17 protein-coding genes are annotated in these 16,308 nt (G+C 57.7%); 9 read left to right on the forward strand and 8 right to left on the reverse strand.

Annotation, left to right across the window (positions count from 1 at the left end; genetic code table 11):
• The first annotated feature begins 379 nt into the window (after positions 1-379).
• The 3 genes from IB252_RS25345 (at position 380) to IB252_RS25355 (ending at position 3,786) form a co-directional block, all read left to right on the forward strand.
• Positions 380-1,474 carry an alpha/beta hydrolase gene (locus IB252_RS25345; RefSeq protein ID WP_192410640.1) on the forward strand — a complete coding sequence of 365 codons (1,095 nt, stop codon included), beginning with the start codon at positions 380-382 and terminating at the stop codon, positions 1,472-1,474.
• Positions 1,475-1,535: 61 nt separating this feature from the next.
• Positions 1,536-2,591, forward strand: coding sequence for an alpha/beta hydrolase (locus IB252_RS25350; RefSeq protein WP_192410641.1), 1,056 nt, complete (start codon positions 1,536-1,538; stop codon positions 2,589-2,591).
• Between the two features lie 19 nt (positions 2,592-2,610).
• A complete protein-coding gene (locus IB252_RS25355) occupies positions 2,611-3,786 on the forward strand; it encodes a cupin domain-containing carboxymuconolactone decarboxylase family protein (protein WP_192410642.1) in 1,176 nt (391 codons plus the stop codon).
• Here the strand turns inward: IB252_RS25355 and IB252_RS25360 are convergent.
• Positions 3,774-4,667, reverse strand: a complete 894-nt coding sequence (locus tag IB252_RS25360; RefSeq protein WP_192410643.1) for a LysR family transcriptional regulator — start codon at positions 4,665-4,667, stop codon at positions 3,774-3,776. The genes IB252_RS25355 and IB252_RS25360 overlap by 13 nt on opposite strands.
• Before the next feature lie 239 nt (positions 4,668-4,906).
• On the opposite strand from IB252_RS25360, the gene IB252_RS25365 reads away from it, so the two are divergent.
• From IB252_RS25365 to IB252_RS25390, 6 genes are all read left to right on the forward strand, one after another.
• On the forward strand, positions 4,907-5,818 hold the full coding sequence (locus IB252_RS25365) for a TauD/TfdA dioxygenase family protein (protein WP_192410644.1): 912 nt from the start codon (positions 4,907-4,909) through the stop codon (positions 5,816-5,818).
• Between the two features lie 35 nt (positions 5,819-5,853).
• Positions 5,854-6,960, forward strand: a complete 1,107-nt coding sequence (locus IB252_RS25370; protein WP_192410645.1) for an ABC transporter substrate-binding protein — start codon at positions 5,854-5,856, stop codon at positions 6,958-6,960.
• A gap of 4 nt (positions 6,961-6,964) precedes the next feature.
• Positions 6,965-7,870 (forward strand): ABC transporter permease, encoded by a 906-nt coding sequence (locus IB252_RS25375; RefSeq protein WP_192410646.1) that lies wholly within the window; start codon positions 6,965-6,967, stop codon positions 7,868-7,870.
• A gap of 8 nt (positions 7,871-7,878) precedes the next feature.
• Positions 7,879-8,652: an ABC transporter permease gene (locus tag IB252_RS25380; protein ID WP_412548182.1), complete on the forward strand. Its 774-nt coding sequence runs from the start codon at positions 7,879-7,881 to the stop codon at positions 8,650-8,652.
• Between the two features lie 25 nt (positions 8,653-8,677).
• Positions 8,678-9,442: an ABC transporter ATP-binding protein gene (locus IB252_RS25385; protein WP_192410648.1), complete on the forward strand. Its 765-nt coding sequence runs from the start codon at positions 8,678-8,680 to the stop codon at positions 9,440-9,442.
• 61 nt (positions 9,443-9,503) lie between these two features.
• Positions 9,504-10,835, forward strand: coding sequence for an LLM class flavin-dependent oxidoreductase (locus IB252_RS25390; RefSeq protein WP_192410649.1), 1,332 nt, complete (start codon positions 9,504-9,506; stop codon positions 10,833-10,835).
• A 73-nt stretch (positions 10,836-10,908) separates the two neighbouring features.
• Here the strand turns inward: IB252_RS25390 and IB252_RS25395 are convergent, their stop codons facing one another.
• The 7 genes from IB252_RS25395 to IB252_RS25425 form a co-directional block, all read right to left on the reverse strand.
• Entirely contained in the window at positions 10,909-12,768 is a 1,860-nt protein-coding gene (locus tag IB252_RS25395) for an ABC transporter ATP-binding protein (protein ID WP_192410650.1), read from the reverse strand.
• Positions 12,769-12,905: 137 nt separating this feature from the next.
• Positions 12,906-13,088 carry a DUF1289 domain-containing protein gene (locus tag IB252_RS25400; protein ID WP_081757405.1) on the reverse strand — a complete coding sequence of 61 codons (183 nt, stop codon included), beginning with the start codon at positions 13,086-13,088 and terminating at the stop codon, positions 12,906-12,908.
• Between the two features lie 52 nt (positions 13,089-13,140).
• The gene (gene dmeF, locus IB252_RS25405; RefSeq protein WP_192410651.1) at positions 13,141-14,058 is read right to left on the reverse strand and encodes a CDF family Co(II)/Ni(II) efflux transporter DmeF; all 918 of its coding nucleotides are present in this window, start codon (positions 14,056-14,058) and stop codon (positions 13,141-13,143) included.
• A 23-nt stretch (positions 14,059-14,081) separates the two neighbouring features.
• Positions 14,082-14,357 carry a metal/formaldehyde-sensitive transcriptional repressor gene (locus tag IB252_RS25410; protein WP_069900955.1) on the reverse strand — a complete coding sequence of 92 codons (276 nt, stop codon included), beginning with the start codon at positions 14,355-14,357 and terminating at the stop codon, positions 14,082-14,084.
• A gap of 198 nt (positions 14,358-14,555) precedes the next feature.
• Positions 14,556-15,113 carry a DinB family protein gene (locus IB252_RS25415; protein WP_192410652.1) on the reverse strand — a complete coding sequence of 186 codons (558 nt, stop codon included), beginning with the start codon at positions 15,111-15,113 and terminating at the stop codon, positions 14,556-14,558.
• A 218-nt stretch (positions 15,114-15,331) separates the two neighbouring features.
• Positions 15,332-15,652 (reverse strand): isochorismate lyase, encoded by a 321-nt coding sequence (locus IB252_RS25420; RefSeq protein WP_192410653.1) that lies wholly within the window; start codon positions 15,650-15,652, stop codon positions 15,332-15,334.
• A 324-nt stretch (positions 15,653-15,976) separates the two neighbouring features.
• A complete protein-coding gene (locus IB252_RS25425) occupies positions 15,977-16,291 on the reverse strand; it encodes a hypothetical protein (RefSeq protein ID WP_192410654.1) in 315 nt (104 codons plus the stop codon).
• Positions 16,292-16,308 lie beyond the last annotated feature (17 nt).

Consider the following 16,308-nt stretch of genomic DNA (forward strand, 5'->3'; position numbering starts at 1 on the left):
TCTGAAATGTCTGAATTCATATAAAAACCCAGTAGTTACAGCGGTGCAGCATTTATGAAATCAGACCATTTAAGTGTGTAGTCTAGGACACCTTTTGCACTTTACACTTCGTGCCATGAAAAAATTCCAGGCGTGAGGAGTTCGCTAATTGACTGGATTTTTGACGTTGCTTGTTTGACGTTGCTTGATAGCGCTAATTGAATCGCCGTCTTTTTGGTACATACCCTGATCGGCGGTTTTTGACCGATTGTTGTCTGTTACCAAGGACAGGCATCGTACTTATGTGAATTTGGTATTAGTGCTATGTGATTAGCGCGGTTTATCGATTAATCGTTGAAAGGTAATTTGCTTCTCGGCGAAATCAAATCGAGAGCAAGCCATGATTCAGAAATTCATCCGCCAAAACATGCCCGCTGCTGCAAAGGCCGGCAGCCTTTGTTTCGCACTGGGTGCCAGTGCGTTGGTCAGCGCTGACGATCACGCCCCGCTGATCATCAAGGATCAGGGCAGCCTCATCGCCGGCGGTGGATTGATCACCCAACCGGGAACCTTCGACCCCTACAAACCGTTGATGCCTGATGGCCAGACCTATCATGGCGACCATGTGTATGCGTTCTATCAGGTTCCCGTCGACGCTCGTCCGCTGCCGATTCTCATGCTGCATGGCGCGGGGCAGTCCGCGAAGTCCTGGGAGACAACGGCCGATGGCCGTGAAGGGTTCCAGAACATTTTCCTGCGGCGAGGATTCTCCACGTACCTGATCGACCAGCCGCGCCGTGGCGATGCGGGACGCAGCCTGGTTGAAACGACGATCAAACCGGTGCCGGACGAGCAGCTGTGGTTCAACCAATTCCGCATCGGCCTGTGGCCCGAAAGTTTCAAGGACAGCCAGTTTCCTCGTGGGCCGGCAGCCCTTGAGCAGTTCTTTCGGTCGATGACGCCCAACACCGGGCCTTACGACATTGAGGTCGTCTCCAATGGCGTTTCCGCGCTATTGGAAAAGACCGGGCCGGCCATCTTGTTCACACATTCTCAGGGCGGCGGCCCCGGTTGGCTGACGGCGATCAAGAGCCGTAACGTGCGAGCCATCGTGGCATTCGAGCCGGGCAGCAGCTTCGTGTTTCCAGAGGGTGAGGTGCCCGCACCGATTGCCAGCGCGTTCGACACGCTCTCGGGTCAGGCCGTATCGGCGGAACAGTTCAAAGCACTGACCAACATCCCCATCGTTATTTTCTACGGCGACAACATCCCCGACCAACCGGTTCGGTTGCCGGCCCAGGACAGCTGGCGCGCGCGGCTCGAGATGGCGCGCCTGTGGCGCGATACGGTGAATCGCCATGGCGGTGACGTCAGGCTCGTACACCTGCCGGAGATCGGTATCAAGGGCAATAGTCACTTTCCTTTTTCGGACATGAACAACGTCGAGATCGCTGATCTGGTTTCGCAGTTTCTCGCTGAAAAAAATCTGGATTGACCAGGAGCGCGGCGATATCGGCCAGCCCTCTCACACACTTGAAATGTCAGGAGTATGCCTAATGATGCGAACTACGCTGAAGGCCACGTTGATGGCTGCCATGATCGGAATGTCGGGCGTCGAAGCCGAGGCGGCGGACTACAAGCAGAACCCATTCACGTTGACCTACGGTGGCGCGCTGACCAAGAACGAACCGGGCAAGGTCAACATCCACCCGGTCACCTACAAACTCAACGGTCTGGACATTGCCGCCAACTTATACACCCCGGCGAACTATGATGCGGCGAAAAAATACCCGGTCGTCGTCGTGGCGCACCCCAATGGTGGGGTGAAGGAACAGGTCGCGGGCCTGTATGCCCAGCGTCTGGCGGATCAGGGCTACATCACGATCACGGCGGATGCGGCGTATCAAGGGGCCAGTGGGGGTGAGCCGCGCAATGTGGACAAACCGACGCATCGCATTGAAGACATCCATGGCATGGCTGATTTCATTGCCCGCTATCCCGGCGTCGACAGCAAGCGCCTGGGCTTGCTCGGTATTTGCGGCGGTGGCGGTTATTCATTGGCGGCGGCGCAAACCGACAAGCGCTTCCAGTCAATTGCGACCTTGAGCATGTTCAACTCTGGGTTGGTTCGCCGTAATGGCTACCAGGATTCGCAGCTGTCGACGATTCAGGAACGCTTGCAGCAAGCGTCGGCGGCCCGGGCCCAGGAAGCGGCGGGGGGAGAAGTCCTCTACGTCGGTGATGCCAGGCTGACTGATGAACAGATCGTCAAGCTGCCGTTTGATCTGTATCGACAGGGCTTCGAGTACTACGGCAAGACCCACGCTCACCCTAACTCGACTTTCCGTTATACCCAGAGCAGCTTGATGGACCTGATGAGCTTCGATGCCACGGATCAGATCGAGCTGATCGACCAGCCATTGCTGATGATCGCTGGCAGCAAGGCCGACAGCCTGTACATGTCGCAACAAGCCTATGCCAAAGCCACCGGCACCCAGGACAAAACACTGTTCACCATCGATGGCGCGACCCATATCGAAACCTACTGGGTGCCTGCGTATGTGGACGTCGCCATGGACCAGTTGACCGCGTTTTACGCCAGAACGCTCTGACTTGAAGGGATACGTCCTCATGAAGAACACTTTGATAGGCATCGCGGTGTGTGCCGCGGCCCCCTTCGCCGACGCCGCCGGTGCAGACAATGCCAGTGAATCCCGCCGGACCGAGCAGCAGATCAGCCGGGCGGGCACTCAGGCTGCGGTTGCGGGACCTGCGGACTATTTCACCGGGCGAGTCCGCGTCGATCCTTTGTTTCCCGTCACGGACGAGATTAATGCTTCCGGCGCTTATGTCAGTTTCGAACCGGGCGCTCGCTCGGCCTGGCATACCCACCCCGCAGGACAGCGATTGGTAGTGACTTCTGGTGTGGGGCGGGTCCAGGAATGGGGCAAGCCGATGCAGGAAATCCACCCCGGCGACGTCATCGTCTGTCCTCCGGGCGTCAAGCACTGGCATGGCGCCGCTCCGGCGAGCGCCATGACGCACCTCGCCGTGACGGGGTCGGTGGATGGCAAGAGTGTGCAATGGCTGGAGAAAGTGACCGACGAGCAATACAACGCCCAAGGTTCGGTGGCACCGAAAGCCGAGCCTGCGAGCCAACCGGTGTCCGAGACGCTGTCCGCCAAGCAACAGGCCATCCCGTTGATGGCCGCCGCCATGGCCACGAGCAACATGTCCGGGCTCAATGCCGCGTTGAATCAGGGGCTGGATGCGGGCCTGACGGTCAGCGAGGCGAAGGAAATTCTGGTGCAACTCTACGCCTACAGCGGTTTTCCACGCAGTCTCAATGCGCTTGGCGAGCTGATGAACGTGGTCGAGGCACGCAAGCAACGTGGCATTCAGGACGATCCGGGGCGTGAGCCCGGTCGGGTCATTCCTGTCGGCGATGAACTCCTGGCGGCGGGCAAAGCCAATCAGACGCGAATCGCCGGTGCGCCGGTCCAGGGCCCGTTGTTCGACTTCGTTCCGGTCATCAACCAGTACTTGCAGGCGCATCTGTTCGGCGACATCTTCGAGCGCGATAACCTGGACTGGCAAAGTCGTGAGCTGGCCACCGTCGCTGCTTTGGCCGTCACTCCCGGTGTCGAGTCGCAACTGCGCTCGCACATGGCTGCCAGCCTGCGGGTCGGCCTGACGGCAGCGCAGTTACGTCAGCTGGTTCAGCTGCTGGCTGAGCAAGGTGATGCCGCTGCGGCCAAGCGTGCCGGTGAAGCGCTGGATCGCGTCCAGGCTGATCAACCCAAATAGCGCAGGGCTTCGCGCAGCAAGGTGAAGGCCGGTGAACTCTGGCGCCGGCTCGGATAATAGAGGTGGTAGCCAGCGAACGGTTCGCACCAGTCTTTGAGCACGTGAACCAACCGACCTTGCGCTACATGCTCCAGCACCAGGTCCTCCGGCATATAGGCCAGTCCCAGTCCCTGAAGGGCCGCCTCCAGGCGCATGGCGATGTTGTTGAATACCAGCTGGCCTTCGACCCGCACTTTCAGTTCTTGCCCGTCTTTTTCGAACTCCCAGAGGAACAGGCCGCCGTAAGTCGGCATACGCAGGGTGATGCAGTTGTGCACCATGAGATCACTCGGGATGACCGGCCTGGGATATCGGGTGAAATAGGCCGGGGAGCCCACCACCGCCATGCGCATGTCAGGGCCGATGCGCATGGCGATCATGTCCTTGGCCACTTGCTGGCCCAGCCGTACGCCGGCGTCGAAACCCTCCGCCACGATGTCGGTAAGGCCATAGTCGACGATGATTTCGATATTCAGATCGGGATTATCGGGCAGCAGCTTCGCCAGCACCGGATGCAACAACGTGATCGCCGAGTGCTCACCTGCCGTGATGCGTAATTTGCCGGCCGGTTTGTCGCGGAACTCGCTGAGCAACGCCAGTTCACTGTCGATTTCTTCAAACCGGGGGGCGATAACCCGCAGCAGATGTTCGCCAGCTTCGGTGGGGGAGACACTTCGAGTGGTGCGAGCAAGCAACCTGACCCCCAATCGCTCCTCCAGCTGGCGCATGGCCCGGCTCAAGGCCGGTTGAGACATGCCGAGCCTGGCCGCCGCGCGGGTGAAACTACGCTCTTGGGCCACGGCCGAGAAGATCGCGAGTTGGTCGTAGCTTTCGACGGTCATTTATACGCCCCTGTAATAAACCGTCTGCGATTATACCATCTATGCGATAGATGGTCGATGCAACACAACATAAAAAGTTATGAGCTAATAACCGGTCGCTTATATCTGCTAACTCATTTTTATAGGGGCTTAGTTATAGGTTCGATCTTCTATCTTTAGAATAAATGGTGATTAGTCACAGCTGCTTTTATGTCTTTATGATTGGTCCCACAACAACTCGTGAGACAGGAAGTGGCTCGATGACAATTCAAATCAAACCCGTTGCTGGTCGAATCGGTGCGCAACTGGAAGGGGTGAAATTGGGTGGAAACATCAGCGCTGAGCAATTCGAAGTTATTAACCAGGCGCTTCTGAAATATAAAGTGCTGTTCTTTCGCGACCAACATCTGGATGACGCCGAGCACGAAGCTTTTTCCCGGCGTTTCGGTGATCAGGTACCGCATCCGACCGTACGTTCCGCCGAGCAAAGTGCCGCCATCCTGCACCTGGACGCCAAGGAAACCCGAGCCAATTCCTGGCACACCGATGTGACCTTTGTTGCTAATTATCCGAAGATTTCCATTTTGCGCGGTGTGGTTATTCCACCGTATGGCGGTGACACGGTGTGGGCCAATACCGCAGCGGCTTACACCGACTTGCCCGAGCCATTAAAACAACTGGCAGACAGTTTGCGTGCGTTGCACACCAACGTATATGACTACGCGGCGCCCCGTAATACGGACGAGTCGGGCATCAAACGTTATCGCGAACAGTTCACCGCCGAAGTCTATGAGACCGAACACCCTTTGGTGCGAGTGCATCCAGAGTCGGGCGAAAGAAGTTTGTTGTTGGGGCACTTTGTCAAACAGATTCAGGGCGTCAGCCATAGCGATTCGAAACAACTTATTCGCTTGTTCCACGATCGTATTACCCATGTCGACAACACCGTGCGCTGGCGCTGGCAGGAGGGTGACGTGGTGATCTGGGACAACCGCGCCACGCAGCACATCGCGATTAACGACTATGGCGATGCCCAACGAATCGTGCGCCGAACCACCATCGACGGTGATGTGCCGGTTGGCGTTGACGGTCGCTTGAGCCAAGCGCTCAAGCCAAGCCCGGATACCCGCTCGCCGAAAACCGAAGCCGATAAAAAACACCTCGCTGCGTAACAAACGAGTCTCATCGACACAAGGAAGGTTTCTATATGGAACTCAAAGGTATCCCCCTGTTTCACAAAGGTCGCATCGCTGCAGTATTGGCTGCGCTGCTTGCAATACCCCTGGCGCAGGCCGACGTATTGCGCATTGGTGTCGCGACGGCCGGCGGCGGTGACCCGGTAACGTTCAGTGGCTCGACCTTGGGCATCGTGCGCAATCAGCAACTGCTGGAAAAGGCCTTCGCTGGAACCGGTACCGAGGTGCAATGGTTCTTTTTCAAGGGGGCTGGCCCCGCGGTAAACGAAGCCTTGTCGAACCAGCAACTTGATTTCGCCTACCAGGGCGATCTGCCCGCGGTCGTCGGGCGTTCCAATGGGCTGGACACCAAACTGCTGGCCGCACTGGGTGTACGTGCCAACCTTTACCTGGCCGTTCCCAAGGGCTCTGAGATCAAAAGCATCGAAGATCTGAAAGGTAAAAAGGTGGCGGTCTTTCGTGGAACCAACGGCCATCTGGTGACGATCAATCTTTTGGCGGCGCATGGTCTGACCGAGCGCGATATCAAGGTCATCAACCTCGATACCGGAAGCACTCAGGCCGCATTGGTATCCAATGGCGTCGATGCCGCCTTTGGCGGTCGCGAATTGTTCAAGCTTCGCGATCAAGGACTGATCGACATCGTTTATGACAACCCCACTCAGGATGTGCGCTACACCCGGCAGACTGCACTGGTGGTTCGGGGGGCCTATGAGAAAGAACATCCGGACAACGTGCAAAAGGTTGTCGATACGCTGGTGGATGCGGCGAAATGGACTTCGGATGACAGCCATCGTGAGGCTGTCTTCACTGAATGGGCCAAGAGTAATGAACCCGCAGAATCACTCCGCGCCGACTTCACCGGCGTAAGCCTCAGGGACAAAGCCTCGCCTCTGGTCGACAACTTTTTGCTTGGTCGCTATCAGGCTGTGGCGGACCAGGCCAAGGAAGAAAAACTCATCCGTCGCCCCGTCAGCATCGATGGCTGGTTCGAGACGAGCTACTTGCAAAAATCCCTGAAAACCAAGGGGCTTGAACACTACTGGACGCCCTACGGTCCGGATGGCAAACAGCCGGCTGGCAATGCAGTAGCGGCCGCGACCAAGGAAGGGAGCTAGGCAAATGGCCAGGGCACAGACCGTCAGATTAGAGCCGTACGCGACGCCGGCATTACCGAGCGACAACGTCAAACGCTTGCCACCGTCACCGGCCCGTTCAGCACGCAAGGTAGAGGTGCAGCGCACGTCAGCCTGGTCCTTCAATCTGGGTGATAAAGCCTTGCCCTGGCTGCTGCCGCTGGTGTTGTTCGGCTTATGGTACCTGGGGGTGGAACGCGGTTGGCTTTCAGAGCAGGTGCTGCCACCGCCAGCCTACGTTTATCAAACCCTGTCGGACCTGGTCACCTCCGGTGACCTGTGGCTGAACGCTTCCGCCAGCTTGCAACGGGTGGTCGTCGGATTTGCGTTGGGTGCATTCGTCGGCATAGCGCTGGGCTTGGCCATTGGCCTTTCCAGAACGGTAGAGGATTATCTTTTACCCACCTTCAACGCGTTGGTGCAAATACCGGTACTGGGCTGGTTGCCGTTTGCCTTGCTGTTGTTCGGCATCGGCGAGACGCTCAAGTATGTGCTGATTGCCAAGGCGGCCATGGTGCCGATCACGCTGTGTACGTTGCAGGCTTTCCACCAGGCGCCCAAGGGGCTGTTGGAAGTCGGCCGGGCCTACGGCTTCAGTCGTCGGCAAAGCGTCACCGCCATCGTCTTGCCAGCGGCCATCCCGACGCTGTTTACGGGTTTGCGTCTGGGTTTCACCAAAGCCTGGTTATCGCTGGTCGTGGTTGAGTTGGTGGCATCGAGTGAGGGGCTGGGTTACCTGATTGTCTATGGGCGCCAGCTGTTTCAACTGGACCTGGTGATGGCGGCCGTTGTGGTGGTCGGTGCTCTCGGCCTGTTGATAGACCGTGGTTTCGACTACCTGGAACAACGCTTGAGTCGCGGTCGGCCAACGGCCGGGGGGCGACTGTCATGAGTGCGATCATGTCAGTCGGTAGCCGTCACCGCCGATATCGCGGATGGGTCTTGCCCATTGCCGCCATTGCCGTGTGGTGGCTGGCTTCGAGCCAGGGCTGGAGCCAATCGGGCTTGCTCGTTTCGCCGGAAAAAGTCGCCACCACGGCCTGGGATCAAATTGCCTCGGGCAAATTCTGGCGGGCCATTTCTGCCAGCCTGGCGCGTAACCTCAGTGGCTTTTTTATCGGCACCACGCTCGGCCTGGTATTGGGTTGCCTGCTGGGCCTGTCGCGGTATTTCCAGCGTCTTGTCGGTCCGAGTTTCAATACCTTCAAACAAATTTCTCTGTTCGCCTGGATCCCGTTGATCTCGGTGTGGTTCGGCCTGGGCGATGTGGCCAAGGTGGTGTTCCTGTCACTGGCAGCGCTGGTGCCGGTGGTGGTGAATACCTGCGACGGTTTACGCAATGTCCCACCCAACCTGTTGGAAGTGGCGCGGGTATACCGCTTCAGCCGTTGGCAAACCATCGTCGGAGTCATGCTTCCCGCCGCCTTACCGTCGATTTTCACGGGGATTTACCTGGCGCTGGTCTACTCCTGGCTGGCGACCATCGGTGCCGAATACCTGCTGGTATCGGGGGAGGGGATCGGCAACACGCTGATTGATGGCAGCGAACATTTCATGATGGACCTGGTGTTATTTGGAATGGTGGTTATCGGCCTGGTGGGCTGGGGCCTCAACGCATTGGCCCGGACACTTGAGCGGCGAATGCAGCGCCTGTACGGCATCGCTCCTCGTTGATTGGCACTTTCAAAAGGATTGCAACATGCTCAACAACAGCCTGACCCTGGAAAACATCAGCAAGCGTTTCGCTTCCCGACCGGGCAGTTCGACTCAATTACAAGTACTCGACAACATCCACCTCGACATCGCTCCGGGGGAGTTCATCAGCATCGTCGGTGCCAGCGGCTGCGGCAAATCCACGCTGTTGCGACTGATTCTTGGACTGGACGAAGAATACGACGGGCGCATCCTGCTGGATGGCAAACCCATCGAAGGCACTGGCCTGGAACGTGGCATCGTATTTCAGGATCACCGCTTGTTCCCCTGGCTCAATGTGGAGCAGAACGTCGCTGTCGGCCTCAAGAACTCACCCCAGAGCGCGGGGCAGAAACGCGACACCGTGCGCGAGCACATTGAACTGGTCGGCTTGCAAGACTTTATCGATGCCTACCCTCATCAGCTATCCGGCGGCATGGCACAACGCGTGGCCATAGCGCGCGGGTTGGTCAATCGTCCGAGTGTGCTGCTACTGGATGAACCGCTCGGGGCCCTTGATGCCTTGACCCGTGCGCGGCTGCAGGGCGAGCTGCAAAACATCTGGCTCAAGGAAAAAATCACCATGATCCTGGTCACCCACGATGTTGATGAGGCGGTATTCCTGGGTGACCGCGTGGTGGTAATGCAGCCCAACCCCGGCCGCATCCGGCGCATCCTCGACATCGATCTGCCGCGTTCACGCAACCGCAGTGACAGCCGCTTCATTGCCCTGCGCGACGATGTGCTGAGCGATTTTGCCGAGCTGCACTGAGACTCCGCGCCTGACGTCGCGCGCAGGCTTGATCACACTCAATTTTTTCAGGGAACGGGAAATGTCCGAACGCCAGCTCAGCCTCAACTTATTCATCTATCCGAACGGCCATCACGAAGCGGCCTGGCGTCACCCGCAGTCGGTGCCGGAATTGTCCATGGATATCGGCTATTACCAGCAACTGGCACTGCGCGCTGAACGCGAGAAACTCGATGCGATTTTCTTCGCCGATTCGCCGTCACTGGCTGAAAGCGGGCATGAGGGTTTGCGCATTCGTTTCGAGCCCATCACCTGGCTGGCAGCGATTGCCGCAGTGACCCAACGCATAGGCCTGATCGCCACGGCCAGCACGACCTACAGCGAACCCTACAATCTGGCCCGCTCATTCAGTGCGCTGGACCACCTCAGCAAGGGCCGCGCCGGCTGGAACATCGTGACCACTTCCATGGCCGCCGCAGCCGCCAATTTTGGTCTGGACAAACATCCCTCGGCCTCTGACCGCTACGCTCAGGCCGAAGAATTCGTGCAGGTGGTCGGTGACCTGTGGGACAGCTGGGAGGACGATGCGCTGGTGCTGGACAAGACAGCCGGGGTGTTTGCCGATGGTGACAAGGTGCATGCGATCAACCATGTGGGTACCCACTACAAAGTAAAGGGCCCGTTCAACTCTCCGCGCTCACCACAGGGGCGGCCGGTGCAGGTGCAGGCTGGGTCTTCTGAAGATGGCCGTGATTTCGCGTCCAGGCATGCCGAAGCGATTTTCACCGCGCACCAGACCCTGCAAAGCGCGACTGAATTCGCCAACGATATCCGTGCTCGGGCGAAGGCGGCGGGGCGCGATCCTCGCCAGCTGAAAATTCTCCCGGGCATCAGCCCCTACATCGGTAGCACCGAAGCCGAAGCCCAGCGCAAGTTCGAGGAGCTCAACGAACTGGTGCTGCCGCACATCTCGTTAGGTCAGCTACGCCGCCTGTTGGGCGTCGACCTGACCGGGCACGATCTGGATGCACCGTTCCCGCGCCACCTGATCAACTTCGACAGCAGCGAAAGCCAGTCAAGCCGTTTCAAATTGATCATCGACATTGTCGACCGCGAGAAACCGACGCTGCGCCAACTGATCAATCGCCTGGCGGGGGCTCGTGGGCATTGGGTGCCGGTCGGTACGCCGGTGCAGATTGCCGACTTGATCGAGCAGTGGTTCCGCCGTGGTGCCGCCGATGGTTTCAACGTGATGCCGCCAGCGTTCCCCGAAGGCTTTGAAGTGTTCCTCGATGAAGTGCTGCCGATACTGCGAAAGCGTGGCCTGTTCCGCAGTGAATACTCGGGCAGTACGCTGCGCGAGCATTACGGCTTGAATCGCCCGGCTTCGCGTTTTTCCCTGAAGTCCGCCTGATCGAGGGGCAGATCGGCCTGGCTGCAACCGGACTCAAAGCCGCCGCTTGCAGATCATCCTGGGCCGGTCACGCTCATTCCTGATCCATAACCTCGGTCACCCCCAGGTCCTCACCCAGGAACCCGCCACTCTGATGGTGCCACAGCCGCGCATAGAGGCCGTTCCTGGCGAGCAATTCGGTGTGGGTGCCCTGTTCGATGATGCGTCCGTCATCCATGACAATCAGTCGATCCATCGCCGCAATCGTGGACAGCCGATGGGCGATGGCGATGACGGTTTTGCCCTTCATCATTTCATCGAGGCTTTCCTGAATGGCCACTTCGACTTCCGAATCCAGCGCGCTGGTAGCCTCGTCAAGTAGCAGGATCGGGGCGTTCTTGAGCATCACCCGGGCAATCGCGACGCGCTGGCGCTGGCCGCCCGACAGCTTGATGCCGCGCTCGCCCACCAAGGTGTCGTAGCCGGTGTGACCTTGCCGGTCGCTCAGTTGGCTGATGAACTCATCGGCCTGGGCATTGGCCGCGGCACTGCGGATTTGTGCGTCGCTTGCATCGGGTCGGCCGTAGGCGATGTTGTCGCGAATGGAGCGGTGCAGCAGGGAAGTATCCTGGGTGACCATGCCGATGGCGCTACGCAGACTGTCTTGTGTCACGTGCGCAATGTCTTGCCCGTCAATGCGAATCTGCCCGCTGTCGACATCATAGAAGCGCAGCAGCAAGTTGATGAGCGTGGATTTGCCCGCGCCGGAGCGGCCGACCAGGCCGATTTTTTCGCCCGGGCGAATGTTCAGGCTCAAGCCATCGAGCACCTGGCGTTCGCCACTGTAGTTGAAGCTCACATTGTCGAAGGTTACCGCGCCGCCGGAGGTCACCAGCACGCCTGCGTTCGGCACATCCTGCACCTTGGGGCCACGGGTCAGGGTTGTCATGCCATCCTGCACGGTGCCGATGCTCTCGAACAGCGAAGTCATTTGCCACATGATCCAGTGCGACATGCCATTGATACGCAACGCCATGGCGGTAATCGCCGCCACGGCACCGGTGCCGACTTCGCCCAGGTGCCACAGCCAAAGTGCATAACCGCCGGCTGCCATGATCAACGCCACCACCAACGCCTGGTTAACGATCTCGAATTGGCTGACCAGGCGCATCTGGCGATAACCGGTCCGCTTGAAATCCTCCATGGCCGCGCGTGCGAAGTGCGCTTCACGATTGGAATGGGAGAACAGTTTCACTGTCGTGATGTTGGTGTAGGCGTCTGAGATACGTCCGGTCATCGAGGAGCGCGCATGGGCCTGTTCCTGTCCGACCTTCCCCAAGCGGGGCACGAAGTACAGCATGGCCAGCCCGAACAACACGATCCAGGCAATGAAAGGCAGCATCAGTTTCAGTGCGAAGCCGCCGGCCAGCGCGATGATCGCGATGAAATACACCCCGATGCCGGGTGCGATCTCGATAAGGGTGAACAGCACGTCGCGCACGGCCAGCGCAGTCTGCATCACCTTGGTGGTGACCCGGCCGGAGAACTCATCGGAAAAGAACGAAAGGCTTTGCCGCAGCATCAGGCGGTGGAAGTCCCAACGCAGCCGCAACGGCAGATTAATCGCCAATATCTGGTGCTGCACCATGGTACGCAACGCCACCAGCCCGATGCTCGCCACCATGACGATGCCCATGCCCCACAACACGCGACTTTCCTGCGCCGCCGCATCACCACCGGCTTGCCAGGTCGAGAGCAGATCCACGACCTGACCAAGGAAAGAAAACAGCCAGGCTTCGTAGATCGACACACCGGCACTGAGCAGCGCAAACGCGAGAATATAGCCGCGGGCGCCCCGTGTGCACGCCCAAAGGAACCGAGCCAGGCCTTCGGGTGGCGGAGGGACTTCGTCGGGCGGGAAGGGGTCGAGTCTTTGTTCAAATGCGCGAAGCATGGTGGTCTCCGAAACGATCAAGTGAAGGAGAGTCTGCCATTTAAACGTTGCTTTGAGGGTTATGTGGGTTGGCGGGGCCAAGAGGGGCGCTCTCGGAGCGCCGTTCTTGACCCGAAGCGGTCATCCAGGGCAAGTGACTATCCGTGTGTTTTCTTCAGTCCTTTCAAGCGCACATTCGCCCTTTGCACAGCGGCCATTTTTTCAGGCCGCTTCATGCGTTTCCACTTTCTGATGTCTTCCTTGCTTCGCCCGCAACTCACACACAGATCACCACTCAGCTGGCAAACGGAGATGCAGGGGTTTTCGATTTCTTTAGCCATTGTCAGTTACCTTTGGCCACACGTGATTGAGTCAGGCGATTGAGGCGCGCAATCATGCCAGTCGAAACTCGACCGTCAGATGACTGACTTCGTGAACCGGTTTGAGACGTTCACGAATGCTGTCGGCGCTAGCAGTGGCCTCACCCAGGACGCTGACGATGGCTGCATGCGCTTGCGGTCCAACACGCCAGACGTGCAAGTCCGTGATGGTGGCATCCCCCGGTTTCTCGACCAGTTCGCGGATTTCCTCGGCAACGTGCGCATCGGTCTGATCCAGCAATACACCTGCTGTAACCCCCATCAAGGTCCATGCCCAACGCGCGATAACGATGGCGCCGACGATGCCCATGACCGGGTCCAGCCAAACCCAACCCAGATACTGGCCGGCGAGCAGCGCAGCAATGGCCAGAACCGAAGTCAGCGCGTCCGCGATGACGTGGACGTAGGCCGATTTCAGGTTGTTGTCGTTCCCGTGATGGGCATGGCCATGATCATCATGATCGTGCCCATGACTGTGCCCGTGACCCAGCAGAAGGGCGCTGACAATGTTGACGACCAAACCGGCAATCGCGATGAGCGTAGCGGTGCCGAACTGAACTTCCGTCGGCTGCAAGAGGCGCATGACAGACTCAACGCCAATGCCCAGGGAGACCATGCCGAGAATCAGCGCCGAGGCGAACCCGCCCAAGTCTCCAACCTTTCCGGTACCGAAACTGTAGCGCTGGCTGAAAGCATGACGTTTTGCGTATCCGTAGGCGGCCGCCGCGATGCCCAATGCGCCGGCATGGGTCGCCATATGAAAGCCATCGGCCAGTAACGCCATCGAGCCAGTTATATAGCCGGCGGTGATCTCGCCAATCATCATCACAACGGTCAGTGCCACAACCCAAAGCGTACGCTTGGCATTTTCGTCGTGCGCTGAGCCAAGGAACACATGGTCATGTGAGTGGTTGATGTGGGTGCTGCTCATCCTGAGTGTGTCCCTGGACGCGCTCACTTGGAGTAACGGCGAATGGCTTCAAGAAGCTCTTCGACGCCTTTGTTACGCTCTTCTTCGCTGAGCGCAGGGTTCGCAACATGCTCCCGGGCATGCTCTTCGATGATTTCCTCCATCAAGCCGTTGATAGCCCCACGAGTGGCGGCAACAAGGTGCAGTGTTTTGGCGCAATCGAGATCCGATTCCAATGCCCGTTCAACGGCCTGGATTTGTCCGGCAATACGTTTTACGCGTTTGAGAAGATCGTCTTTATTTGCTGCGATATGACCCATGGGATACCCCCCCTACCTATGTGCTGAGCATGATAGGCATACCCCCTATACCTATGCAAGGTTGGAAGGCGCAGAGATCATTTACAACCTCAGGCAGGAAAGAGAGGCTTCAATTTTGAGGGGTAAAGCTAGAGGACCTGGAATGTCCGCTCCTGGCTGTGGATTCAACCGGTCGACGCAACAGATTGGCTAAATCGTTCAGGGTGCTTTTCTACTTGTGCGGGACTCGGATGGAATGAGGACGACCAGATCCGTATCACCTATGTCGACACCCGCTTGTGAAAGCAAGGTAGTAACTTGTCCGCGGTGGTGCGTTTGATGGTTGAAGAAATGCATGACCAAACCATAAAAGCTCCTGTCAGCCGGTACTCCCTTCATGCTTGTGTAATTGAGGGTGTGATCTAGATCCGACTCTGCAATGGAGCGAGACCACTCGACAATTTTCTGATCGAGCCACGCTCGATGTGCCGAAAGTTCTCGAATATTTGAGAACAGCAACTGGTCGAGGCTTTTGAGGGCAGGAAGCTGCATAACTGGTCCCAGAGCCAAGTGGTTCGCTGGATGCTTGGCGAATCGCTTTAACCAGAGAGTGTCACCGGCCACCAAGTGGTTCAACGTCCCGAGAATTGAACCAAAAAATGCTTTCCTGTCCACTGAGAGCTCTTCATCTGGCAGGCTTCTGGCTGCCTCATAAATCTTTGCGTTCATCCACTCGTTATAGGTCGCCATCAGGCAGATATGGCTGGTGCGGCTCATCGTGCTCATCCTTTCAATGAATACTTGATAAGCGTTCCACGCTCATCTTGAAACCCGGTCTGGTGCTGGGCTTTGTTGTTTTGGCGGGCAACAAGAAGAGGGGACCGGTCTTGCTGGGTGCTTGCATGTAGCTCGGCGAATGTCTTCATTTGGCCGTTTTCTGCATGTCGCGACTGAGCGGAACCCACAACCCAAAGCGGAAAGTCCGGACACCAGAATCAGGTTTCGGATTGATGAGCCACCCAGTGTTTCATCTCTTCAGCAATGAAGTGGTTTACCAGGTCGATGTACATCTTCTCGATTGCATCCGGGCTCAGGCCCTCGACCTCGGCCCACTCGCGACGTGTCGCCAGCATGGCCTTGAAACGCTCCGGAGCACGCACCGAAGTCGCCGAGGTCTTGAACTTCGAGGCAGCCAGCACGTAGTGAAAACGCTTGCCCAACAGCTTGATAACGACCTGATCAAGGGCATCGATTTCGCGTCGGATGTCCTCCATGCCCGCACACTCTGCGGGTTGCAACTGATTGATGACTTCCATGTAGGTGACTCCGTTTGTTAAAAAAATGGTTAACCTTCGGAAGAGGCATCGCCGCGGAATCTTCCGTGCGTGATACAGCCCGAATACCAGAACATCCGTTGTCCGCAGCATCAGGAGCAGTCTTTGACTAAGGCAGATCGAGGAACTAATTAAGCCACGTTACTCGATAAGATCGTAGGTAACTGTGTCAGCCCGTTGGGTGACTGCTTCTGGCCGGTTTGTGCCTTCCATGACCGGTTGAAACCGACCCATAGCGGCCTGTCGGCAGCTAGCAGGTGAAATCCGCTGAGAGGAAGCTAGAGAGCATCCGTCATCAAGCTATTTTCAATATGCCTCACCTTCATCTCCTTCAACACTGGCTGCGAGTACTTTCGCAATTTCCTTGGCCTTAATGATTGCCGCATCGCTGTAGACGAAAGAAATCATCCCCCTGCGATAATCAAAGAGATACTGTTGCTGTGTTAGTGGAGACGTCCAAATTGCTGAGTTTTTCCCGCTGGAAACAATGGTTTCACCGGTGACGGGATTTCTGCGAGCAAACTCGTTTTCTAGCTTCATCGATGGATCACTTGCGCAAAGTGATTGCCATTCTTCAAGAGCTATTTCCATTGGTCTGACAATATGAAGTTCGTAGGCCATAGGTGTGCCGGCTCCTG

It is taken from the genome of Pseudomonas sp. PDM10, from assembly GCF_014852295.1.
In the GTDB taxonomy this organism is placed as follows: domain Bacteria; phylum Pseudomonadota; class Gammaproteobacteria; order Pseudomonadales; family Pseudomonadaceae; genus Aquipseudomonas.